General features: G+C 69.0%; 21 protein-coding genes. 15 read left to right on the top strand and 6 right to left on the bottom strand.

Annotation, left to right across the window (positions count from 1 at the left end):
- Positions 1-66: 66 nt before the first annotated feature.
- From ND450_RS29370 to ND450_RS29335, 8 genes are all read left to right on the top strand, one after another.
- Positions 67-666 (top strand): urease subunit gamma, encoded by a 600-nt coding sequence (locus ND450_RS29370; protein ID WP_089908886.1) that lies wholly within the window; start codon positions 67-69, stop codon positions 664-666.
- Positions 663-2,345, top strand: coding sequence for an urease subunit alpha (locus tag ND450_RS29365; RefSeq protein WP_253321745.1), 1,683 nt, complete (start codon positions 663-665; stop codon positions 2,343-2,345). Before ND450_RS29370 ends, ND450_RS29365 begins: the two co-directional genes overlap by 4 nt.
- Positions 2,342-2,953 (top strand): urease accessory protein UreF, encoded by a 612-nt coding sequence (locus ND450_RS29360; protein ID WP_253328022.1) that lies wholly within the window; start codon positions 2,342-2,344, stop codon positions 2,951-2,953. The genes ND450_RS29365 and ND450_RS29360 overlap by 4 nt, the downstream gene beginning before the upstream one ends.
- Positions 2,943-3,578: an urease accessory protein UreG gene (gene ureG / locus ND450_RS29355; RefSeq protein WP_342716577.1), complete on the top strand. Its 636-nt coding sequence runs from the start codon at positions 2,943-2,945 to the stop codon at positions 3,576-3,578. The genes ND450_RS29360 and ureG overlap by 11 nt, the downstream gene beginning before the upstream one ends.
- A complete protein-coding gene (locus ND450_RS29350; RefSeq protein WP_253321744.1) occupies positions 3,575-4,276 on the top strand; it encodes an urease accessory protein UreD in 702 nt (233 codons plus the stop codon). Before ureG ends, ND450_RS29350 begins: the two co-directional genes overlap by 4 nt.
- A gap of 156 nt (positions 4,277-4,432) precedes the next feature.
- Complete coding sequence (gene pdxH, locus ND450_RS29345; protein ID WP_253321743.1) at positions 4,433-5,089, top strand: pyridoxamine 5'-phosphate oxidase; 657 nt, start codon at positions 4,433-4,435, stop codon at positions 5,087-5,089.
- Positions 5,090-5,485: 396 nt separating this feature from the next.
- The gene (gene asnB, locus ND450_RS29340; protein ID WP_253321742.1) at positions 5,486-7,420 is read left to right on the top strand and encodes an asparagine synthase (glutamine-hydrolyzing); all 1,935 of its coding nucleotides are present in this window, start codon (positions 5,486-5,488) and stop codon (positions 7,418-7,420) included.
- 59 nt (positions 7,421-7,479) lie between these two features.
- Positions 7,480-8,742: an MFS transporter gene (locus ND450_RS29335; protein WP_253321741.1), complete on the top strand. Its 1,263-nt coding sequence runs from the start codon at positions 7,480-7,482 to the stop codon at positions 8,740-8,742.
- Here the strand turns inward: ND450_RS29335 and ND450_RS29330 are convergent.
- Positions 8,726-9,520, bottom strand: a complete 795-nt coding sequence (locus ND450_RS29330) for a hypothetical protein (protein ID WP_253321740.1) — start codon at positions 9,518-9,520, stop codon at positions 8,726-8,728. The genes ND450_RS29335 and ND450_RS29330 overlap by 17 nt on opposite strands.
- A gap of 81 nt (positions 9,521-9,601) precedes the next feature.
- Between ND450_RS29330 and ND450_RS29325 the strand changes: the two genes are divergently transcribed.
- Positions 9,602-10,996 carry an APC family permease gene (locus tag ND450_RS29325; protein WP_253321739.1) on the top strand — a complete coding sequence of 465 codons (1,395 nt, stop codon included), beginning with the start codon at positions 9,602-9,604 and terminating at the stop codon, positions 10,994-10,996.
- A 3-nt stretch (positions 10,997-10,999) separates the two neighbouring features.
- Here the strand turns inward: ND450_RS29325 and ND450_RS29320 are convergent, their stop codons facing one another.
- Both ND450_RS29320 and ND450_RS29315 read right to left on the bottom strand, forming a co-directional pair.
- Complete coding sequence (locus ND450_RS29320; RefSeq protein WP_253321738.1) at positions 11,000-11,716, bottom strand: AAA family ATPase; 717 nt, start codon at positions 11,714-11,716, stop codon at positions 11,000-11,002.
- Positions 11,713-12,489: an MBL fold metallo-hydrolase gene (locus ND450_RS29315; protein WP_253321737.1), complete on the bottom strand. Its 777-nt coding sequence runs from the start codon at positions 12,487-12,489 to the stop codon at positions 11,713-11,715. The genes ND450_RS29320 and ND450_RS29315 overlap by 4 nt, the downstream gene beginning before the upstream one ends.
- 38 nt (positions 12,490-12,527) lie before the next feature.
- Between ND450_RS29315 and ND450_RS29310 the strand changes: the two genes are divergently transcribed.
- Complete coding sequence (locus ND450_RS29310; RefSeq protein WP_253321736.1) at positions 12,528-13,415, top strand: aldose 1-epimerase family protein; 888 nt, start codon at positions 12,528-12,530, stop codon at positions 13,413-13,415.
- 168 nt (positions 13,416-13,583) lie between these two features.
- Positions 13,584-14,792, top strand: a complete 1,209-nt coding sequence (locus ND450_RS29305; RefSeq protein WP_253321735.1) for an amidohydrolase — start codon at positions 13,584-13,586, stop codon at positions 14,790-14,792.
- Here the strand turns inward: ND450_RS29305 and ND450_RS29300 are convergent.
- Positions 14,789-15,928, bottom strand: a complete 1,140-nt coding sequence (locus tag ND450_RS29300) for an acyl-CoA dehydrogenase family protein (protein ID WP_253321734.1) — start codon at positions 15,926-15,928, stop codon at positions 14,789-14,791. The two genes, ND450_RS29305 and ND450_RS29300, sit on opposite strands and share 4 nt — an antisense overlap.
- 82 nt (positions 15,929-16,010) lie before the next feature.
- Between ND450_RS29300 and ND450_RS29295 the strand changes: the two genes are divergently transcribed.
- The 4 genes from ND450_RS29295 to ND450_RS29280 all read left to right on the top strand — a co-directional run bounded on the left by ND450_RS29295 (position 16,011) and on the right by ND450_RS29280 (position 20,549).
- Positions 16,011-16,601 (top strand): TetR/AcrR family transcriptional regulator, encoded by a 591-nt coding sequence (locus ND450_RS29295; protein ID WP_089908927.1) that lies wholly within the window; start codon positions 16,011-16,013, stop codon positions 16,599-16,601.
- A 5-nt stretch (positions 16,602-16,606) separates the two neighbouring features.
- Positions 16,607-17,539: a carbohydrate kinase gene (locus ND450_RS29290; RefSeq protein ID WP_253321733.1), complete on the top strand. Its 933-nt coding sequence runs from the start codon at positions 16,607-16,609 to the stop codon at positions 17,537-17,539.
- Positions 17,540-17,764: 225 nt separating this feature from the next.
- Positions 17,765-19,078, top strand: a complete 1,314-nt coding sequence (locus tag ND450_RS29285) for a citrate synthase (RefSeq protein WP_253321732.1) — start codon at positions 17,765-17,767, stop codon at positions 19,076-19,078.
- A gap of 226 nt (positions 19,079-19,304) precedes the next feature.
- The gene (locus tag ND450_RS29280) at positions 19,305-20,549 is read left to right on the top strand and encodes a deoxyribodipyrimidine photo-lyase (protein ID WP_253321731.1); all 1,245 of its coding nucleotides are present in this window, start codon (positions 19,305-19,307) and stop codon (positions 20,547-20,549) included.
- Here the strand turns inward: ND450_RS29280 and ND450_RS29275 are convergent.
- Together ND450_RS29275 and ND450_RS29270 are read right to left on the bottom strand one after the other, a co-directional pair.
- Positions 20,539-21,720, bottom strand: coding sequence for an ABC transporter permease (locus ND450_RS29275; protein WP_253321730.1), 1,182 nt, complete (start codon positions 21,718-21,720; stop codon positions 20,539-20,541). The two genes, ND450_RS29280 and ND450_RS29275, sit on opposite strands and share 11 nt — an antisense overlap.
- The gene (locus tag ND450_RS29270) at positions 21,717-22,625 is read right to left on the bottom strand and encodes an ABC transporter ATP-binding protein (RefSeq protein ID WP_253321729.1); all 909 of its coding nucleotides are present in this window, start codon (positions 22,623-22,625) and stop codon (positions 21,717-21,719) included. The genes ND450_RS29275 and ND450_RS29270 overlap by 4 nt, the downstream gene beginning before the upstream one ends.
- Positions 22,626-22,680 lie beyond the last annotated feature (55 nt).

Genomic DNA, 22,680 nt, shown 5'->3' with positions numbered 1-22,680 from the left:
ACGCGGTCGTGTTTCGGCCGTGTTTCCACTCCGGGAAAGCGCGCTCGCGCGTGTTAGAACGGCGGGGTGCATCTGACGCCGCATGAACGCGACAAGCTCCTCGTGCACGTCGCCGCCGACGTGGCGCGGCGGAGGCTCGAACGCGGGGTGCTGCTCAACTACCCCGAGGCGGTCGCGTTGATCACCGACCACGTGCTGGAGGGCGCGCGGGACGGCCGCACGGTCAGCGAGCTCATGGAGAGCGGCCGCACGGTGCTCGCGCCGGAGCAGGTCATGCGGGGCGTCCCGGAGATGATCGACTCGGTGCAGGCGGAGGCGACGTTCCCCGACGGCACGAAGCTCGTCACCGTGCACCACCCGATCGCGCCGTCCGCCGGTCCGGCGCCGGGGGAGGTCGTCGTCGGGTCCGAACCCGTCGAGCTCAACCCCGGACGGCCGCGCGTGACGATGGTCGTCGTGAACACCGCCGACCGGCCCGTCCAGGTCGGGTCGCACTTCCACTTCGCCTCGGTCAACACGGGGCTCGAGTTCGATCGCGAGGCCGCGTTCGGCTACCGGCTGGACATCCCGGCCGGCACGGCCGTGCGGTTCGAGCCCGGCGTCGAGCGCGAGGTCACGCTGGTTCCGCTGGCAGGCTTGAGGATCGTCCGGGGGTTGCAGCGATGATCGACCGCGAGCGTTACGCCGAGCTGCTCGGGCCGACGGTCGGCGACCGCATCCGGCTCGCCGACACCGACCTGTTCATCGAGGTCACCGAGGACCTGAGCCGTGGTGCGGGCTCGGGTGACGAGGTGATCTTCGGCGGCGGCAAGGTGGTCCGCGAGTCGATGGGGCAGGGCGTCGCGACCCGCGCCGAGGGCGCTCCCGACCTGGTCATCACCGGTGCCGTGGTCCTGGACCACTGGGGCGTGGTGAAGGCCGACGTCGGTGTGCGGGACGGGCGGATCGTCGCGATCGGCAAGGCCGGCAACCCCGACACGATGGACGGCGTGCACCCCGCGCTGGTGATCGGCCCGTCGACGGAGATCCTGTCCGGCAACGGGAAGATCCTGACCGCGGGCGGCATCGACTGCCACGTGCACTTCATCTGCCCGCAGATCGTGGACGAGGCTTTGGCGTCCGGGCTGACGACGCTGGTCGGTGGCGGCACCGGTCCCGCGGAGGGCACGAAGGCCACGACCGTCACGCCGGGGGCCTGGTACCTCGACCGGATGCTGACGTCGATGGACCACATGCCGGTCAACGTCCTGTTGCTGGGCAAGGGGAACACGGTCTCCGAGGAGGGGTTGCGCGAGCAGCTCGTCGGTGGCGCCGGCGGGTTCAAGCTGCACGAGGACTGGGGCACGACGCCCGCCGCGATCGACGCCTGCCTGCGCATCGCGGACGAGTCCGGGGTGCAGGTCGCGATCCACACGGACACGTTGAACGAAGCCGGGTTCCTGGAGTCCACTGTGGACGCCATCGCGGGCCGGTCGATCAACGCCTACCACTCCGAGGGCGCGGGCGGCGGGCACGCGCCGGACATCATCCGCGTGGTCTCGCTGCCGAACGTGCTGCCGTCGTCGACCAACCCGACGCGCCCGCACACCGTCAACACCCTCGAAGAGCACCTCGACATGCTGATGGTGTGCCACCACCTCAACCCGTCGGTGCCGGAGGACCTGGCGTTCGCGGAGTCGCGGATCCGGCCGACCACGATCGCGGCCGAGGACCTGCTGCACGACCTGGGCGCGATCTCGATGATCTCGTCGGACTCGCAGGCGATGGGCCGCGTCGGCGAGGTGATCATCCGGACCTGGCAGACCGCGCACGTCATGTCGTCGCGCCGGTCGATGGACGCGAACCTGCGGGCGCGGCGCTACGTCGCCAAGTACACGATCAACCCCGCCGTGGCGCACGGCATCGCGGACGAGGTGGGTTCGGTCGAGGTCGGCAAGCTCGCGGACCTCGTGCTGTGGGAGCCCAAGTTCTTCGGCGTGCGGCCGTCGGTGGTGTTGAAGGGCGGGTTCATCGCGTGGGGCGCGATGGGCGACGCGAACGCCTCGATCCCGACGCCGCAACCGGTGTGGGCGCGGCCGATGTTCGGTGCGACGGCCGGTGCCGCGTCGTCTGTGTTCTTCGTGGCGCCCGAGGCCGTGGAGGCCGGGATCGCCGACCGCTACGCGCGGCGGGTGCTGCCCGTGTCCTCCACGCGGTCGGTGACCAAGGCCGACATGGTGCTGAACGACGCGATGCCGGACGTGCGGGTCGACCCGGACAGCTTCGCCGTGCACGTCGACGGCGACCTGGTCGAGCCGTCACCGGTCGCGGAACTGCCGATGGCGCAACGGTACTTCCTGTTCTGATGCTGACCGCGCTGATCCTCGCCGACTCCCGCTTCCCCGGCGGCGGCCACGTGCACTCCGGCGGGCTGGAGGAGGCCGCCGCGCGCGGGCTCGTGTCCGACGAGCCCTCGCTGCGCTCGTTCCTGCACGGCCGGTTGGCCGGTGCGGGGTTGCTGGCGGCGGGGTTCGCGGCCGCGGCGGCGCGCGGTGAGGACCTCGACGTGCTGGACGCGGAGCTGGACGCCCGCACGCCTTCCCCCGCCCAGCGCGAGGCTTCGCGGGCCCAGGGGAGGGGCATGCTGCGGGCGGCCCGCCGGGCCTGGCCGTCCGAACGGCTGGCGGCGCTGCCCAAGGACCCGCACCAGCCGCTGGTGATCGGCGTGCTGGTCGGTGACCCCTTCGAGGCCGCCCTGACCTGCGCCTACCTCGCGGTGAGCGGACCCGCGTCGGCGGCGGTGCGGTTGCTGGGGCTGGATCCGTTCGGGGTCAACGCGATCGTGGCCGACCTGCCCGTGGAGGACGTTGCTTCGCGGGCGTGCAAGGAACTGCCCGCGCTCGGTTCGCCAGCCCTGGACCTGCTGGCCGAAGCACATCTACGACGTGAAGGGGTGCGTCTCTTTGGGAGCTAACCACGGGCCCGACCCACATGATCACCACCACGGCGCCGCGCCGCGCATCGGCATCGGCGGTCCGGTCGGCAGCGGCAAGACCGCGCTGACCGCGGCGCTGTGCCGGGCGCTGGGGTCACAGCTGTCGCTGGCGGTCGTCACCAACGACATCTACACGACCGAGGACGCCGACTTCCTGCGGCGGGCGGGCGTGCTCGACCCGTCGAGGATCGAGGCCGTGCAGACCGGGTGCTGCCCGCACACCGCGATCCGCGACGACATCACGGCGAACCTGGACGCGGTGGAGCGGCTGGAGCATCGTTTCGACGGACTGGACCTGGTGATCATCGAGAGCGGCGGCGACAACCTGACGGCGGTGTTCTCGCGCGGGCTGGTCGACCGGCAGATCTTCGTCGTCGACGTCGCCGGCGGCGACAAGGTGCCCCGCAAGGGCGGGCCCGGCGTGACGACGGCGGACCTCCTGGTCATCAACAAGATCGACCTGGCGCCGTTCGTCGGCGCGGACATGGACGTGATGATCTCCGACGCGCACCGGATGCGCGGGGAGCTGCCCGTCATCGCGCAGTCGCTGGTGGAGACCCCGGAGGCGCCCGAGGTGGCGAAGTGGGTGCTGGCCCAGCTGTGAAGGCCTCGGCTCGGCTGGTGGTGTCGCCGGACTCGCACGGCAACAGCGTCGTGCGGGTCCTGCGGTCGATGACACCGTTGACATTGGTGCCGGCCCGCCGGGTGGGGCCGGTTGCCTTGGTGCACCTGGTTTCCTCGGTGACGGCACCTCTCGGCGGCGATTCGTTGTCGTTGACCGTCGAAGTCGAACGCGGAGCTTCCCTGGAACTGCGAGGTGTTGCGGCGACCCTGCTGCTGCCCGGTTCGTCCGGTGCGGAGTCTTCGTCCCTCGTGCGTTTTCACGTTCAGGGAAACGTTTGTTACAAGCCCGAACCGACCGTCGTGACCGGCCGGGCGAACCACACCGCAGTCGTGGAGGCCGAATTGGACGGTCACGCACAGTTGCGGACGCGCGAGGTCCTCGTGCTGGGCCGAGCCGGTGAGGCGAGCGGCGCGCTGTCGTCCACGGTGCGCGCAACCCGTTGCGGCAAGCCGTTGTTGCACCAGCAGCTCGTCGTCGGCTCGCCGTCGGTCGACGGATCGCCCGCCGGTCTGGCGGGCAAACGGGTCGTCGGAACGGAACTGGTCCTGGACTCGGTGGCGCGCGAGTCGGACGGCGGTGAGTGGTGGAGCGTCGTTCCTTTGGCAGCAGGCGGAACCCTCGCCACCGCACTGGGTGAAGACGTGGTCACCGTCACACGTGTGCTCGATGCCATCTGACTCGATCACGGACTCGATCCAGAACTGTTCTTTGCACGGACAGTCACCGTTCAGGTGGTGGTCATCACCGCGCAGGCGGTTTCGGGATCCGTTGTCCGTGCGTATGGTCGCGGGTCCAGGGACCACGAGTTCTGCCCGCCGCTTGGAGGTTCGCCGATGACGGAGACCACGAACATCGCACTGCCGGCGATGCGCGTGTCCTACGAGCAGGGCTCGCTCAGCGAGTCCGAGCTTGCCGCCACCTGGCACGACCAGCTCCAGCTCTGGCTGGACCAGGCCTCGGGTGCGGGCCTCGCCGAACCCAACGCCATGGTGCTGGCGACCACGGACGTGAAGGGCCGTCCGTCGTCGCGGACGGTGCTGGCCAAGGGCCTCGACGCTCGCGGGCTGGTGTTCTTCACCAACTACACGTCGAACAAGTCGCACGACCTGATGGCCACGCGCTACGCGTCGGCCACGTTCCCCTGGTTCGCGATGCAGCGGCAGGCGCACGTTCGCGGCGTGGTCGAGAAGGTCGGGCCCGTGGAGACCGCCGAGTACTGGAACTCGCGTCCGCGCGGATCGCAGATCGGGGCCTGGGCCTCGCCGCAGTCGCGTGTGGTGAACGGGCGGTCCACTTTGGATTCCGCGCTGCACAAGATCGAGCGCCAGTTCGCCGACACCGAGAAGATCCCGGTGCCGCCGCACTGGGGTGGGTGGCGGATCCGGCCCGAGGAGGTCGAGTTCTGGCAGGGGCGGCGGGACCGGATGCACGACCGGCTGCGGTTCCGGCTCGGGCGGGACGGGTGGTCATTGGAGCGAGTAGCTCCGTAGGGTTTGGCTTGTGCTTGGGGCGCTTCCTGTGGGCGGGAGGCGCCCCTTTTCGTGCGGGTCGGCTTGGGGTGCGATCGGGCTGGACCTCGAGCCTCTGGCGGGCTGCTCGACGGCCGGAGAAGGCCGGGCTGAAGAGCGCCCGGCCGTGCCAGTGGGGTAGCACCCCGGGGCGGCGGTCCGGTCGGCGCCGCGCGCCGGGCCTGCGTGCGTGGTTGCGGTGGGTGGGCGAGTGCGGTCGGCCATGGGCCTCCCACCCTGCTCCCGGCCATCGCTGCCGTGGCGCACCTCGCGGAACCTGACCTGGGGTTCGGGCGTCCTTCGGGTGGCGCGAATGTCCGATACCGGACTCGTCATACTGGGAATTCGGCAACAGCTAGCTACGAGGTGCGATTAACCGTGTGCGGAGTGCTCGGACTCATCTGTTCCACCGAAGCCACTGCGGCGTCCGCGCGTGCCTCGGTGGCTTCGGCGTTGCGTTGTCAGCGGCACCGGGGGCCGGACGAGCAGGACACCTGGGCCGACAAAGAGGTCATCTACGGGTTCAACCGGCTCGGGTTCATCGACCTCGAGCACTCGCACCAGCCGCTGGTGTGGGGGCCGCCGGAGAACCCGACGCGGTACACGCTGAACTTCAACGGCGAGATCTACAACTACAAGGAGCTCCGGGCGGAGCTCATGCGCAAGTTCGGCGCGCAGTTCCGGACCAACGGTGACGGCGAGTCCATCGTCGCGGGGTACCACTACCTCGGGGCGGACTGGGTCAAGATGTTGCGCGGCATGTTCGCGTTCATGATCTGGGACGCGCAGGAGCGGGTTGTTTTCGGAGCCCGCGACCCGTTCGGGATCAAGCCGCTGTATTGGGCCGCCGGGCCCGGTGGGGTCGGGTTCTCGTCCGAGAAGAAGAGCCTGCTGCAGCTGACCGGTGTGCTGGGGATCAGCCAGGAGCTGGACCAGACGGCGTTGCAGCACTACCTGGTGCTCCAGTACGTGCCGGAGCCCGAGTCGCTGCACAAGGCGATCCGGCGGGTGGAGTCCGGCACGTCGTTCAAGGTGTCGCCGGGTGGGCAGGTGCTGTTCAACCGGTACTTCAAGCCCGTGTTCTCGCCGCGGCCGGTGAACGGGGCGCACGAGGCCGAGGCGCTGCACGAGCGCATTGCCGACGTGATGCGCGATTCGGTGGCCAAGCACATGATCTCCGACCCGGACGTCACGGTCGGTGCGTTCCTGTCCGGCGGTATCGACTCGACGGCCACGGCGACGCTTGCGAAGCAGCACAACCCGAACCTCATCGCGTTCACCAGCGGGTTCGACCGGCAGGGGTACTCGGAGGTCGACGTCGCGGCGGAGACGGCGGCGGCGATCGGGGTGCGGCACGTCGTCCGGACGGTGTCGCCGGACGAGATGATGGAAGAGCTGCCGCTGATCATCTGGTACCTCGACGACCCGGTGGCGGACCCGGCGTTGGTGCCGTTGTACTTCATCGCCAAGGAGGCGCGGAAGTACGTCAAGGCCGTGCTGTCCGGTGAGGGCGCGGACGAGCTGTTCGGCGGGTACGTGATCTACCACGAGCCGCTGTCGCTGTCGCCGTTCGAGAAGGTGCCGGGCGGCGTGCGCAAGCTGATGGGTGCCGTGTCGAAGTCCATTCCGGAGGGTGTGCGCGGCAAGGACCTGCTGCGGCGCGGGTCGCTCCGGCTCGAGGAGCGGTACTACGGCAACGCCCGCAACTTCAGCGACGCGCAGGTGCGCGCGGTGTTCCCCGGCTACGTCGAGGGCATCGGCTTCCAGGACGTCACGGCGCCCTGGTACCGCGAGTCGGAGTCGTGGGACCCGGTCGCGCGCATGCAGCACATCGACCTCTTCACGTGGCTGCGCGGCGACATCCTGGTCAAGGCCGACAAGGTCACCATGGCCAACTCGATCGAGCTGCGCGTGCCGTTCCTCGACCCCGAGGTGTTCCGGGTGGCGGCCGAGGTGCCGCTCGACCAGAAGCTCACCGAGGGCACGACGAAGTACGCGCTGCGCAAGGCGTTGGCGAAGATCATCCCCGCGCACGTGCTGAACCGGCCGAAGCTCGGGTTCCCGGTGCCGATCCGGCACTGGCTGCGCGCCGAGATGTACGACTGGGCGCGCGGGATCATCAACGACTCGCAGACCGGTCACCTGCTCGACAAGAACGCGGTGCTGGACCTGCTCGCCGAGCACAAGTCGGAGCAGTTCGACCGCAGCCGGCAGCTGTGGAGCGTGCTGTGCTTCATGATCTGGCACGGGATCTTCGTCGAGGGCCGGATCAGCCCGAAGGTGCCGGAGCCGGTGTACCCGGTGCGCCTCTGACGAGTGGTCTTGGCGACAAGTCCACGAAATGGGCTTGTTAGTTGCCATAGGCTAACCAAGTGACCACTGCGGGGAGAAGCACGCGCTCGGCGTTCGTGATCGACACGCGACCGTTGAAGATCGTCGCTTATCGCCGGTTGTGGATCTCGACGATCATCACGGCGGTGGGCTCCCAGCTCACCGCCGTCGCCGTGCCGAAGCAGGTCTACGACCTCACCGGGTCGTCGGCGTGGGTCGGCATCGCGGCCGGTGTCGCGCTCGTCCCGCTGCTGGTCTTCGGGCTGTGGGGCGGCGCGATCGCGGACACGGTCGACCGCCGCAAGCTGCTGCTCGTCACCAACACCGGCATCGCCCTCTCCTCGGTGCTGCTGTGGGCGCAGGCGGCGATGAACGTCGGCTCGGTGTGGCTCGTGATCGCGTTGCTCGGCCTGCAGCAGGTGTTCTTCGCGGCCAACGCGCCCGCGCGGTCGGCGTCGATCGCCCGGCTGGTGCCCGCCGAGCTGTTGCCGTCGGCCGCCGCGCTGGGGTCGACCGTCATGCAGTTCGGTGCGGTGCTCGGGCCGTTGCTCGCGGGTGCGTTCATCCCCGTCGTCGGGCTGTCGACGCTGTACCTCGTGGACGCGATCGCGCTCGTCGCCACCGTCTACGCGGTGTGGAAGCTGCCTCCGCTGCCGCCGCTCGACGGAGTGGTGCGGCGCGCGGGGCTGCGGGACGTGCTGGACGGGTTCGTCTACCTCTGGGCCCAGAAGGTGCTGATGGCGAGCATGCTGCTGGACATCATCGCGATGGTGTTCGGCATGCCGCGGGCGCTGTTCCCGGAGATGGCCCAGCACACGTTCGGCGACCCGGCGGGCGGTGGGTTCGCGCTCGGCGTGCTGTTCGCGGCGATCCCCATCGGTGCCGTCCTGTGCGGCCTCACGTCCGGCTGGATCTCCAACGTCAGCAGGCACGGCGTGGCGCTGACGCTCGCCGTCGTGGGCTGGGGCCTCGCGATCGCCGGGTTCGGCCTCGCCGGTTCGCTGTGGGTCGCGGCCGCGTTCCTCGCGCTCGCCGGCGCCGCCGACATGGTGTCGATGGCGTTCCGCGGCGCGATCCTGCAGTCCGCCGCGACGGACGAGATGCGCGGACGGATGCAGGGCGTCTTCATCGTGGTCGTGGCCGGTGGGCCGCGCATCGCGGACCTGTTGCACGGCACCGGTGGCGCGGCGTTCGGCACGGCCGCGGCGGTGTCGGTCGGCGGTCTGCTGGTGGTCGTCGCGAGCGTGGTCATGGTCGCCGCGCTGCCCGCGATCTGGCGCTACCGCGTCAACTCCGAGAGCTGATCTCCGCCGCGTTCGGCGCCGCGATCGCCACCTCGTCGCCCCAGCCGGAGAAGCGCGCCTCGTCGACGATCCGGGCGCCCTGGAACTCCGTGTAGAACGCGATGCGGACGGGCAGACCGCTGCCGTCCAGTTCGATCTCACCGGTGGCGCCGGGCACGTTCTGGTCCAGCGCGAGCTTGAGTTCGGTGCGCAGGCCCTCGTCGGTGAGGGCGTCGTAGGCCTTCCGGTAGTCGACGGAGATCGAGTACCGGGTCGTGCCGCCGATCTGCGCGGTCACCTTGATCTCACCGCCCGCCTCCATCACCGGCAGGTGGTACGTCGTGAACGCGGCCTGCTGGAAGACGACGTCGTGGAACCCGAACAACGTCGTGGTGAAGTCGTCGTCGACGGCCCGGTCCAGCTTCACCCACGGCTTGTCCGCGGGCAGCCCGAACACCGCCGCCGGGAGCTTCACGAACGCGCTGTCCCGCGTGGTCGACACCAGCCGCAGCTCCACCGCCTCGCCGCCGCTCTGCACGGGACGGGTCGTGGTCGCGTCCATGGCGGGCACCTCGCCGCCGAGCCGCACGGCGCCGCTCGACGGGTACCGCACGCCTCCGCCCGCGGCCGGCGGGGCGATGGTGAACCGGTAGGTCTTCTTCTCGCCGACCGACTTGGTCACCGCGGCCACCAGGCTCTTCACGTCGCGGTACCGGCCGTCGCCCTGGCTCGCGGGTTCGGACGAGGAACAGGCGGTCAGCGCCAGGGCGGCGATGATCGCGGTTGCCGCGAGTCTCATCGTGCGATTGTTACACCAATTGGGTGAGGTGGGCGTCCGTTCGTGCCTGGTGGCCAGGCGAAACGGGCAGAATCTTCGGGCATGGCTGAAGCGACTCCACAAACGGAGCAACCAGAGCTGAACCGGGCGATCGGCCCGAAGCTCCTGCTGTTCTTCGTCGTCGGCGACATCCTCGGCACCGGTATCTACGCCCTCACCGGCAACGTGGCCGGCAAGATCGGCGGTGCTCTCTGGCTGCCCTTCCTGCTCGCGTTCGTGGTGGCGTTCCTGACCGCGTTCAGCTACCTCGAGCTCGTCGGCAAGTACCCCAGGGCCGCCGGCGCCGCGCTCTACACGAACAGAGCGTTCGGGATCCACTTCCTGACGTTCATGGTCGCGTTCGCCGTCATGTGCTCCGGCATCACGTCGGCGTCGTCGGCCGCGCTCGCGTTCGGCCGCACGTACCTGCGGCAGTTGCTGGTGGAGTTCTTCGACGTCTCGTTGCGGCCGGAGTCGCTCGTCATCACCGGCATCGCGATCGTCTTCATCGCGGCGCTGGCGGTCATCAACTTCCGCGGCGTCTCGGAGTCGGTCAAGGCCAACGTGGTCCTGACCTGCATCGAGCTGTCCGGCCTGGTGATCATCATCCTGATCGGCATCTGGGCCGTCGTGAACGGCGACGGCGAGCCCGGCAGGCTCACCGAGATCCACGTGCCGGACGGCAGCAGCGTGCTGCTCGCGGTCACCTCGGCCACGGCGCTCGCGTTCTTCGCGATGGTCGGCTTCGAGGACTCGGTCAACATGGCCGAGGAGTGCAAGAACCCGGCCAAGATCTTCCCGCGCGCGATGCTGATCGGCATGGGCGTCGCGGCCCTGATCTACGTGCTGGTCGCGATCACGTCGTCGCTGCTGATCCCGTCCGACGAGCTCGCGAAGGCCGGCAGCAGCGCGTTGCTGAAGGTCGTCACCGTCGGCGCGCCCGGCTTCCCGCTGTGGATCTTCGCGTTGATCGGCCTGCTGGCCGTCATCAACTCGGCACTGATCAACATGCTGATGGCGTCGAGGTTGTTGTACGGCATGGCGAACGAGAAGATCATCCCGTCGTTCTTCGGCACGGTGCACCCGTTCCGCCGCACGCCGTGGATCTCGATCGTCTTCACGACCGGCGTCGCGGTGATCCTGGTGTCCACCGCGGACATCGGCAAGCTCGGCGGCACCACGTCGTTGCTGCTGCTGATCGTCTTCACCATCGTCAACGTGGCGTGCCTCGTGCTGCGTCGCGAGAAGTCCGAGCACGAGCACTTCCGCGCGCCGACGTGGGCCCCGGTCCTCGGCGCGATCACGTGCGCGTACCTCGCCATGCCGGTGCTCTCGGGCCGTCCGTGGGACGACTACAAGATCGCGGGCTGGCTGCTGCTCGCCGGCCTGGTGCTCTGGGGCATCAACCGCGTGCTGCACGGCAAGGTGGAGACCCACCCGGAGAACCTCGGCAAGTAGGCCCTAGTCGAGCAGGTGCTTCAGGAACCGGTCCGGATCGCCCAGGAAACCTCGGGTGAGCCGGACCGGTTCCGCTGTGTCGTAGGAGATCTCGTCGATCGTGTCGGTGATCTCGAGGATCGTGGCCCGCGGCGCCGCGAGCAGGATCGGCGAGTGCGTGGCGATGATGAACTGCGAGCCCTCCTCGACGAGCTCGTGCATGCGGCGCAGGACCGTGAGACAGCCTTTGACCGACAGCGCGGCCTCCGGCTCGTCCAGCACGTAGAGACCCTTGCTGCCGAACCGGTGCGTCATCAGGTCGATGAAGCTCTCGCCGTGTGACCGCTCGTGCAACGACTTCCCGCCGTACGACGCGTGGATGCCCTCGCCGATCCGGTCGATCTCGGTGGCGACGTTGTAGAACGACTCGGCCCTGAGGAAGAACCCCGTGCGCGGCTTCCTGGTGCCCCAGCTCAGGATCAGGTGGTCGCCGAGCGACGACTCCGTCGCCTTCGTGGCGAAGCGGAACGACTGCGTGCCGCCCTCCGCGTTGAACCCGGCCGCCACCGCGATCGCCTCGACCAGCGTCGACTTGCCCGCGCCGTTGTCGCCCGTGAGGAACGTGATCGGGCTGCGGAGCTCCAGCGGGTGCCTGATCAGGTGCTGGACGACCGGCAGCGTGAACGGGTAGCGGTGCGTGTCGCCGGCCTGGTCGAGGCGGATCCGGTGGACGAACGTCACGCGAGGCGCGCCAGCTCGACCGGGTCGTGCGCGGAGAACACCTCGACCTCGCCCCGGGCCTTGAGTTCACGCAGACGCTCCACATTGGACATGCGCTGCTGGTTGATCATCGCGGTCTGCTTCCCGAAGAGCTTGAGCGCGAAGACGTCGCTGGGCGGCGTCTCGACCTCGCCGCGGTAGAAGTACGCGTCGCCCGCGTGCAGCAGCCAGCCGTCGCCGGACCGGACCGCGATGCCCGTGTGGCCCTTCGTGTGCCCGATCAGCGGCACCATCAGGACGTCCTCGGGCAGCCCGTCGATGCTCTTGACCGCCTCGAACCCGAACCAGTCCTCACCCTCCGCCTTGTGCGTCCGGAAGGTGACACCCTCGCGCTGCTTCTTCGGGTACCGAGCGCGCTCCTTGGCGTTGCGCGGGTTGGTCGCCGCCTCCAGCTCGGTGTCGAGCACGTGCACGGTGGCCTTCGGGAAGTCGCGCAGCCCTCCGGCGTGGTCGAGGTCGAGGTGGGTCAGCAGCACGTGCCGCACGTCGTCGGCGGTGTACCCGCGCTTCTCGACCTGGCTGATCGCCGTCTCGGTGATGTCGAGCGCCGGCCGCAGCAGCTTGCGGCTCAGCCCGTCGATCGTCGCCTTCGGGTCCGTCACCTCGTTCATGCCGAAGCCCGTGTCGACCAGCACCAGCCCCTGGTCGGACTCGATGAGCAGGCAGTGGGCCACCAGCCCGCCCGCGACCAGGGGCGGCCGGAACGTGGCGCAGTTGAGGTGATGAACCTTCATGGGCAAATCCTTCCACCGGCCCCGTAGGCTTCAGCCTCATGTTGGGGATCTCGTACGAGGGTGCCACCGCCGTGATCACGACTGTAGGGGCGGGCCTGCGGTCCTTCGAGGTGGACGGCGTCCCGTACGTGGAGACGTTCGGGCCCGACGAGAAACCGCCGATGAGCGCCGGCGCGGTGCTGGTGCCGTGGCCCAACCGGACCGCCGGTGCCACGTGGGAGCTCGGCGGGGTCGTCCAGTCGCTGGAGGTCACCGAGCCTGCTCGGGGGAACGCGATCCACGGGCTGGTGCGGCGGCGGCCTTGGGCCGTTCTCGAGCACACCGGGTCCTTGGTGTCGTTGCGGACTTTGATCGAGCCTCAGGCCGGGTGGCCTGCTGCTTTGGACGTGACCGTTTCTTATGCGTTGGATGATCGCGGGTTGACGGTGACCCACGGGGTTACCAATGTCGGGGATGTGGCCACGCCTTTTGGGGTTGGTACGCATCCTTATCCGCGGGCTGGCGCCGCTTCCACCGAATCGTGTGTGTTGACGTTGGCTGCCACGACTGTGTTGCCGTTGGACGTCGAGCGGATGGTTCCTTCTGGGCCGGCTGTTCCAGTGGAGGGGACCGAGTTCGACTTCCGGAGCGGGCGGTCGTTGGCCGAGGTTCGGTTGGACACGCCCTTCGGCGGGTGTGAACCTGGGGCTGACGGGCTGGTGCACCACACGCTCGTGGCCGAGTCGGGTGGGGTTGAGGTTTGGGCCGATCCTGCTTTTCGGTGGGTGCAGGTTTTCACGCCTGATTCGTTTCCTGGGCGGGGGTTGGCTGTGGCTGTGGAGCCGATGACCTGCCCGCCTGATGCCTTGAACTCCGGGGTGGATCTGATCTGGGTCTCTCCCGGGGAGTCCTGGGGGGCTCGGTGGGGGATTCGGCCGTTGGGCTGAGTCCGGTGGGTGGCCGCTCGTGCGGGCGGTGGGGTTGAGGGCCGCCGGTACCTCTCGGGTGAGGACGGTTCGCCCGCGGCATCACACCGATCACGGCTCGGCCCACACGCCGGCCTCGCGGCCGTTCGGGGTGGCCGTCTCCCGCCCTAACCGTTAGCGTTGCTAACCATGAACATCGCGATCACCGGTGGCTACGTCGTGCCCGTCGACGGCGAACCCGTCGAAGGCGGCACTGTCCTCATCCAGGACGGGAAGATCGTCGCGGTCGGCTCCGACGTCGACATCCCCGAAGGCGTTCAGGTCGTCGACGCGGACGGCGCGTGGGTGCTGCCCGGATTTGTGGAGGCGCACGGGCACATCGGTGTCCACGAGGAGGCCGAGGGGTGGGCCGGGCAGGACACCAACGAGATGACGGACCCCGTCGGGGCTCGCATGCGGGCGCTCGACGCCATCAACCCCGCTGACCTCGGCTTTGCCGACGCGCTCAGTGGTGGTGTGACGACTGCGGTGATCAAGCCCGGGTCCGGCAACCCCATCGGTGGGCAGACGGTCGCCATCAAGTGCTGGGGGCGGACCGTGGACGAGATGCTCGTCAAGGAGCCCGTCAGCGTGAAGAGCGCGCTCGGGGAGAACCCGAAGCGGGTGTACGGCGAGAAGGGGAAGCTGCCGTCCACGCGGCAGGGGGTGGCGGCGGTCATTCGCGACCAGCTGACCAAGGCGCAGGACTACGCGGCCAAGAAGGCCGAGGCGGAGAAGGACGGGAAGCCGTTCGACCGCGACAACACCATGGAGATCCTCGGCAAGGTGCTCAGCGGGGAGCTGGGGTGGTGCCAGCACGCGCACCGGGCCGACGACATCGCCACGGCCATACGGTTGTCCGAGGAGTTCGGGTACCGGTTGATCCTCAACCACGGCACCGAAGGGCATCTGATCGCGGACGTCATCGCGGACAAGGGGATTCCGGTCATCATCGGGCCGCTGTTCACCAGCCGGTCCAAAGTGGAGCTTCGCAACCGGGGGTTGCGCAATCCCGGGATTCTCGCCCGGGCCGGGGTGGAGCTGGCCATCACGACCGACCACCCCGTCGTGCCCATCCACTTCCTGGTGCACCAGGCCACGTTGGCGGTGAAGGAGGGGCTGGACAGCGACGTCGCGCTCAGGTCCATCACCACGAACCCTGCTCGGATCATGGGGCTGGACGACCGGGTCGGGTCGTTGAAGCCCGGGCTCGACGGTGACGTCGTGATCTGGTCCGGGGATCCGCTCGACGTGATGAGCCGCGCGCTGCACGTGTACGTGCAGGGGCGCGAGGTCTACACGTGGAACGAGGAGAAGGGTGAAGGGGTCGTGGCCGACCCCTTCTACCGGGAGGGCTAGCGGAGTCCCCGGCCGATGACGAGGCGCTGGATCTGGTTGGTGCCCTCGAAGATCTGCAGGACCTTGGCCTCGCGCATGTAGCGCTCGACCGGGAAGTCGCGGGTGTAGCCCGCGCCGCCGAGCACCTGCACGGCGTCGGTCGTCACCTTCATCGCCGCGTCCGTGGCGACGAGCTTGGCGATCGACGCCTGCTGGCGGAACGGCAGGCCGCGGTCGCGGCGGCGGGCTGCCGAGATGTACGTGGCGCGGGCCGACTCGACGGCGGCGGCCATGTCGGCCAGCAGGAACTCGAGGCCCTGGAACTCGATGATCGGGCGGCCGAACTGGGTGCGGGTCTTCGCGTACGTCACGGCCTCGTCGAGGGCCGCCTGTGCGAGGCCCACGGCGCAGGCGGCGATGCCGAGGCGGCCCGAGTCCAAAGCGGACAGTGCGATCTTGAGGCCGTCGCCCTCGTTGCCGATCAGGCGGTCCGCGCCGAAGCGGACGTCGTCGAACGCCAGCTGCGCGGTGATGGAGCCGGTGAGGCCCATCTTGCGTTCGGGGGTGGCCGCCGTGAGGCCGTCTGCCTCGCCCGGTGCGAGGAAGCAGGAGATGCCCCTGCCCGCGTCGGGGGACGTGCGGGCCATCAGCGTGTAGAAGTCGGCGGCGCCGGCGTGCGTGATCCACGCCTTGGTGCCGTTCACGACGTAGTCGGTGCCCTGGCGGACGGCCCTGGTCGACATGGCGGCCGGGTCGGAGCCCGCCTGGACCTCGGAGAGGGCGTAGCCGCCGAGCAGTTCGCCCTCGAGCATCTCCGGCAGCCAGCGGTCCTGCTGCTCGCGGGTGCCGAACGTGGCGAGGCCGTAGCACGACATGACGTGCACGGAGAGGCCGACGGCGACCGTCATCCACGCGGAGGCGACCTCTTCGAGGGCCTGCAGGTACACCTCGTAGGGCTGGTCGCCACCGCCGAACTCCTCCGAGTACGGCAGTCCGAGCAGGCCGGACCTGCCCAGCAGGCGGAACGCGTCGCGGGGGAACTTCTCGTTCTCCTCCGCGTCCGCGGCGTGGGGCTTGAGCTCGTCCCGCGCGATCTCCTTGACCAGCGCGATCAGGTCCTCGGCCTCTTGCGTGGGGAGCAACCGCTCGGCGGGCATCGTCGACCTCCGTTGAGTACTGTTAGCAGTACTCTAGTGCTCTGTGCAGTACAGCAGCCAGTGAATGTGGCAGGGTCGTCACATGACGCGGGCTCTCACGCAGCGGCAGGCCGAGCTGCTCACCCGGTTGGAGGCGCTGTTCCTCACCGAGGGCTTCGGGCATTTCACGCTGGACGACATCGCGGGCAGGCTGCACTGCTCGAAGTCCACGCTGTACGCGCTCGCCGGCAGCAAGGAACAGCTGGCCGTGCGGGTCGTCGGCCGGTACTTCAAAGGCGCCGCCGAACGCATCGAGAAGCGCATCGCGGGCCTCAACGACGTGCGCAAACGCATCGGCAGCTACCTCGCGGGCGCCGCGGAGGAGCTGAGCAAGGCCTCGGCGGCGTTCATCGCGGACGTGTCCGACTTCCCGCCGACGCGCGCCACGTACGAGCGCAACGCGCGCGCTGCGGCCGATCGCATCAAGTCGTTCATCCAGGACGGGGTCGAGCGGCACGTGTTCCGCGAGGTGCACGCCACGTTGTTCGCGGAGATGGCCGGCCTGCTCATCGAGGGCATCCAGACCGGCGTCCTCACGAAGCGGGCAGGCGTTTCGGACGCCGAGGCGTTCACCGCGCTGGGTGAACTGCTGTTGGATGGGCTGCAGAGGACGGGCGCTTCCCCGAAGGAGTAGAACGCGTGATCGTGGTTGCAGGCGAGGCACTCGTCGACATGGTGCCGGTGGGGGACGACGAGCTCACTCCGCTCGCCCCGAAGCTCGGTGGCGGGCCGTACAACGTGGCCGTCGCGCTCGGCCGGCTGGGCGTGGCGACGGGGTTCCTGTCGCGGGTCTCGACCGACCACTTCGGCGAGCAGCTGGTGAAGCGGCTGCACGCGTCGAACGTGGGGACGGAACTGGTCCAACGTGGACCGGAGAACACCACGCTCGCCGTCGTGGGCCTCGCCGAGGACGGCAGCGCGCGGTACGCGTTCTACGTCGACGGCACCGCCGACCGGCTCGTCGAGGACCCCGGCCCGCTGCCCGCGGACGCGAAGGCCGTGTCGTTCGGCACGCTCTCGCTCGTCCTCGAGCCCGGCGCCTCGGTCTACGAGACGGTGCTGCGGCGGGAGAGCAAGCGCTTGTTGACCGCGCTCGACCCCAACATCCGGGCAGGGCTCATCCACGATCCGGGCGCCTACCGCGCGCGGTTCCGGTCGTGGCTGCCGGACGTCGGGCTGCTGAAGCTCTCGGTCGAGGACGCGCAGTGGCTCGCCGAAGAAGATGACGTGATCGAGATCGCAAGGACGTGGATTTCACAGGGACCGGCGGCCGTGATCCTGACGAAAGGTGGCGACGGTCTCTCCGTGATCACCGCCACCGAACAGGTCGACGTGCCACCCGTGAAGGTGGACGTGGTCGACACGATCGGGGCGGGCGACACCGTGCAAGGCGCCCTGCTCGCGTGGCTGCACGACCACGACGCGCTCGGCGCCGAGAAGATCCGCGGCCTCTCGACCGAGGAATGGACCGCCGCATTGACGTATGCGGGTGCGGCCGCCGCGATCACATGTTCCCGTGCGGGTGCCGAACCGCCCTTTGCGAGCGAACTCACCGCCGCGTTGGCTGGATAAAACGACGGATCGGACTACCGTGGGGTAGCCGCGCTAGAAACTGGCATTACGGATGTGATGCCGGTCCCATCTCACAGAATCGGTTCACACCGCTGCTGCGAGGCGGGCCTTCCGCCGACTAGCGTGAGTGGACTTGAAGACTCAGATCCCAACGGGGTGGTCCGAGACGACGGCAGGCCCAGCGTGGACTGCCGCCACCCCGTCCGAGCGTTGAGAGGGACTTGAATGCCCGACGCGACGACTGCGCCGACCGACCCCCAGACCGTCGCGCTGCGCCACGGGGACGCAGAGCTCGAGATGAAGGTGGTGCGGGCGTCCGAAGGCGCGTCCGGCATCGATCTCGGCAAGCTGCTGTCGACGACCGGTCTGGTAACCCTGGACACCGGCTTCGTCAACACGGCCTCCTGCTCCTCCGAGATCACCTACATCGACGGTGACGCAGGCATTCTGCGTTACCGCGGGTACCCGATCGAGCAGTTGGCCGCGCGTTCGAACTTCGCGGAGGTCTCGTACCTCCTGATCTACGGCGAGCTTCCGACCGCCGCTCAGCTCGAGGACTTCACCTCCAAGATCAGCAGGCACACCCTGCTGCACGAGGACCTCAAGCGCTTCTTCGACGGCTTCCCGCGCGACGCGCACCCGATGCCGGTGCTGTCGTCCGCGGTCTCCGCGCTGTCGACCTTCTACCAGGACTCGCTGTCGCCGTTCGACGCGAACCAGGTGGAGATCTCCACGATCCGCCTCCTCGCCAAGCTGCCGACCATCGCGGCCTACGCGTACAAGAAGTCGGTCGGCCAGCCGTTCCTCTACCCGGACAACTCGCTTGGCCTGGTGGAGAACTTCCTGCGGATGACCTTCGGGTTCCCGGCCGAGGCCTACGACCTCGACCCGGACCTGGTCCGCGCGCTCGACCTGCTCTTCATCCTGCACGCCGACCACGAGCAGAACTGCTCCACGTCGACCGTGCGCCTGGTCGGCTCCTCCGAGGCGAACCTCTTCGCGTCCATCTCCGCGGGCATCAACGCCCTGTTCGGCCCGCTGCACGGCGGCGCGAACAGCGCGGTGCTGGAGATGCTGGAGAAGATCAAGAACGACGGCGGCGACGTGAAGTCGTTCGTCAACAAGGTGAAGAACAAGGAGGACGGCGTCCGCCTGATGGGCTTCGGCCACCGGGTCTACAAGAACTACGACCCGCGTGCCGCGATCATCAAGAAGACGGCCGACGAGATCCTCGGCAAGCTCGGCGCCGACGACCAGCTGCTCGACATCGCGAAGCAGCTGGAAGAGGCCGCCCTGAGCGACGAGTACTTCATCTCCCGCAAGCTCTACCCGAACGTGGACTTCTACACGGGTCTGATCTACCGGGCGATGGGCTTCCCGACCAAGTTCTTCACCGTGCTGTTCGCGCTCGGCCGGCTCCCCGGCTGGATCGCGCACTGGCGCGAGATGATCAACGACCCGGCCACCAAGATCGGCCGCCCGCGGCAGATCTACACCGGCCCGACCGAGCGCGACTTCATCGCGATGGAGAACCGCTGATCACGGGCTAGCTCCGGCTGGTTGAAGGGCGCGTCACCCGAGGGTGGCGCGCCCTTCGCGTTGCCGGGGGTGGGGAGAGGACCAGGCGGGAGGGTGGGATGGAGGGGGCGGAGAGCTGCCCGAGCTCGGAGTGCGCCAACGCCGCGGCAGCGCGCCGCCCACAGCCCGTCACCCGGCCGAGGCCGCCTGTCATGCAGACCCGTCCGGCCCGTTTTAGCGTCGATCCGTGAGTTCCGAACCCTCGATCGTCTGGTTTCGCCGCGATCTGCGGACATCCGATCATCCCGCCATTCTCGCGGCCGCGGAAAGATCACCCCGCGCACTCGCGCTGTTCGTTCTCGACGACAGGTTGCTGAAACCGTCGGGGCAGCCGCGAATCGATTTCCTGCACCGCTGTTTGCACGCCCTGAACGACGAACTCGGCGGCCGCCTGATGGTGGTCCACGGAGATCCGGTGAAGGTCGTTCCGCGCATCGCGAAGGAAATCGGGGCGGGCAGCGTCCACATCTCCGCGGACTACGCGCCGTACGGGCGCCGCAGGGACGAGGCCGTCGAGGAAGCGCTCGGGGACGTCGAGCTCGTCCGCTCCGGCTCGCCGTACGCCGTGGCGCCGGGCCGGGTGCGCAAGCAGGACGGCACGCCGTTCAAGGTCTTCACGCCCTTCCGCAATGCCTGGCTGGAGCACGGCTGGCGCAAGCCCGCGGACACCGACGCGTCCACTCTGGACTGGATCAAGCCGGAGCACAGCGAGGAAATCCCCGAGGCCCAGGAGAAACTCCCCGACGCGCAGCAGCTCTGGGAGGAGTTCCGCGACGAACGGCTCCACGACTACGACAACACCCGCGACCGGCCCGACCTCGACGCCACGAGCCGGCTGTCGGCGTTCCTGCGGTGGGGCGTGCTGCACCCCCGCACGCTGCTCCAGGACTGTGACGGAACGTTCCGCAGCGAGCTCGCGTGGCGCGAGTTCTACGCCGACGTGCTCTGGCACAAGCCGGAGACCGCGCGGCAGAACCTCGACCGCAAGTTCGACCGCATGCGGCTCGACGACGACAAGGAGCTGTTCGAGGCCTGGAAGCAGGGGCGCACCGGGTTCGGCATCGTGGACGCCGGGATGCGGCAGCTGCTCCAGGAAGGCTTCATGCACAACCGGGTGCGCATGATCGTGGCGAGCTTCCTGGTCAAGGACCTGCACCTGCCGTGGTGGTGGGGAGCGCGGCACTTCATGAACCACCTGATCGACGGCGACATCGCCTCGAACCAGCACAACTGGCAGTGGGTCGCGGGGTGCGGCACGGACGCCTCGCCGTTCTTCCGCGTCTTCAACCCCCTGACGCAGGCCAAGAAGTTCGACCCGGACGGCGTGTACGTCAGGAGGTACGCGCCGGACTCGCACGAGATCACGCCGATCGTGGACCACGCGGTCGAACGCCAGGTGGCGCTCGACCGCTACCAGGCGATCAAAGCCTGAGGGCCTCGCGGAGCTTGACGCGAGCGCCGGTCCTGAGCACGGCGTTCGCGTAGACCTTGCCGCCCAGCCACGTGATCGCCGCGATGGCCAGCAGCGCCAGCACGACGGCGAGCAGCACCTGCCAGGCCGGTGCGACGCCCAGCGCCATCCGGCCCGGCATCAGGATCGGTGCGAACGGCGGCAGCAGCGACAGGACGGTGACCGTCGTGCCGGACGGGCTGCCGATCATCAGGTTGATGCCCGCCACGAACGCCACGATGATCGTCATGCTGATCGGCGTCAGCACCGACTGCAGCTCCTCCTGCCGGGACACCAGTGAAGCGGCGGCCGCGAACACGGTGGCGTACAGGAAGAAACCGAGCAGGTACCACAGGACACCGGTCAGCAGCGCGGCGCCGCCCAGCGTGCTCACGTCGACGACGTCGAACGCGGACGACAGTCCCAGGCCGACGGTGGAGATCGCCACCAGCTGCAGCAGGCCGACCGCGCCGAGGCCGATCACCTTGCCCAGCAACAGCTGCCACGGCCGCAGGGTCGCGAGCAGGATCTCCACGACCCGGCTGGACTTCTCCTCGACCACGCCCTGCGCGACCATCGTGCCGTAGACCAGCAGCGAGTAGTACAGCAGCGCGGCCACGATCAACCCGATCGCGAGGCGCTGACCTCGTTGCGGGTCAACGGGTTCGAGCGCGGTGACGTCCACGCTGACGCCCGCGAGGCTCTGCGCGACCTCCTGCGGCGTGGTGCCCGACTCGGCGAGCTGCGCGATCAGCACCTGCTGGCGCAGCACGTCGTTCAGCGCCGTCGTCAGCATCTGGTCGCCGGAGTCCTTGACGATCATCTTCAGCGCGGGCGGCGCGCCGGTGACGAGCGCGTCCAGCGAGCCGTCGCGCACCTGCTGCTCGGCGTCGCCCGCGGTCGTGACGTCACGCGTCTCCAGCTCGATGCCGAACGCGCCCGCCTTCTCCTTCAACGGATCCGCGAGCTGCGTGGCCTGGCCGGACAACCCGACGACGCTGCGCTGCTGGTCGTCGAACAGGACCGACTGCAGCACCACGTACCCGGCGAGCACGGCGATGATCACCGCCGTGCCGATCAGGAACGACCTGGTGCGCACCTTCGCGACGAACTCGCGCTTCGCCACCAGCGAGACCGCTCGTGCCGACGTCATGCGCTCCTGCTCTCGGTGGTCACGACGTTGCGGAACAGCTCGGTCAGCGACGGGCGCTGCCGGGAGAACTCGTGGACGGGACCCGCCGCGAGGGCCGCGTGCAGCACCGCCTGGTCGTCCACGCCGTCGGCGAGCTCGAGCACGCAGCGCGTCCCGTTCTTCTCGATCACCCGCACGCCACCCAGCGTGGCAGCCCAGTCGGTCGTCGGCGACTCCACGACGAGGCGGGGTGTGCCGCCCGACCGGAGTTCATCCACTGTTCCGCTCGCGACCATCGACCCGGCGCTCACGATGCCGACCCGGTCGCACAGCCGTTCCACCAGGTCGAGCTGGTGGCTCGAGAACACCACGGGCACCCCCGAGGAGGCCTTCTCGCGCAGCACCTGGCTCATCACGTCGACCGCGACCGGGTCGAGGCCGGAGAACGGCTCGTCGAGCACCAGCACGTCCGGCTCGTGCACCAGCGCGGCGGCCAGCTGCACGCGCTGCTGGTTGCCGAGGCTCAGGCGCTGCACCTCGTCCGCGCGGCGGTCGCGCAGGCCCAGGCGCGCGATCCAGTTCTCCGCGCTCGTGTGGGCCTCGTTGGTGCCCATGCCGTGCAGCTCGGCCAGGTAGACCAGCTGGTCGAGCACCTTCATCCGCGGGTACAGGCCGCGCTCCTCCGGCATGTAGCCGATGCGGCGCCGCGTGTCGAGGTCGACGGTTCTCCCGTTCCACCGCACCTCGCCGGAGTCGGCCGCGAGCACGCCCAGCGCGATGCGCATGGCCGTGGTCTTCCCGGCGCCGTTGCTGCCGACGAATCCGAAGAGCTCGCCGGCGCGCACGTCGAAGGACATGTCCCGCAGGGCGACGACCTCCCCGTAGCGCTTGGAGATCCGGTCGACCTCCAGCACTCCCTCAGGCACGGTGAACCCCTTCGTTAGCCCGGATGGCGGTAATCGCACTGAAAGTATCGATGAG

Origin of the sequence: Lentzea sp. HUAS12 (assembly GCF_024125735.1) — a bacterium.
GTDB lineage: Bacteria > Actinomycetota > Actinomycetes > Mycobacteriales > Pseudonocardiaceae > Lentzea > Lentzea albida.
The sequence above is the reverse complement of the archived record's forward strand: the minus strand, read 5'-3'. Positions and strand labels throughout refer to the sequence as shown.

Coding starts and splice junctions, on each gene's coding strand:
- pdxH (WP_253321743.1), top strand. CDS start 4,433: ATGACGGAGACCACGAACATCGCACTGCCGGCGATGCGCGTGTCCTAC.
- ND450_RS29365 (WP_253321745.1), top strand. CDS start 663: ATGATCGACCGCGAGCGTTACGCCGAGCTGCTCGGGCCGACGGTCGGC.
- ND450_RS29305 (WP_253321735.1), top strand. CDS start 13,584: ATGAACATCGCGATCACCGGTGGCTACGTCGTGCCCGTCGACGGCGAA.
- ND450_RS29285 (WP_253321732.1), top strand. CDS start 17,765: ATGCCCGACGCGACGACTGCGCCGACCGACCCCCAGACCGTCGCGCTG.
- ND450_RS29310 (WP_253321736.1), top strand. CDS start 12,528: ATGTTGGGGATCTCGTACGAGGGTGCCACCGCCGTGATCACGACTGTA.
- ND450_RS29295 (WP_089908927.1), top strand. CDS start 16,011: ATGACGCGGGCTCTCACGCAGCGGCAGGCCGAGCTGCTCACCCGGTTG.
- ND450_RS29275 (WP_253321730.1), bottom strand. CDS start 21,720: ATGACGTCGGCACGAGCGGTCTCGCTGGTGGCGAAGCGCGAGTTCGTC.
- ND450_RS29330 (WP_253321740.1), bottom strand. CDS start 9,520: ATGAGACTCGCGGCAACCGCGATCATCGCCGCCCTGGCGCTGACCGCC.
- ND450_RS29300 (WP_253321734.1), bottom strand. CDS start 15,928: ATGCCCGCCGAGCGGTTGCTCCCCACGCAAGAGGCCGAGGACCTGATC.
- ND450_RS29315 (WP_253321737.1), bottom strand. CDS start 12,489: ATGAAGGTTCATCACCTCAACTGCGCCACGTTCCGGCCGCCCCTGGTC.
- ND450_RS29325 (WP_253321739.1), top strand. CDS start 9,602: ATGGCTGAAGCGACTCCACAAACGGAGCAACCAGAGCTGAACCGGGCG.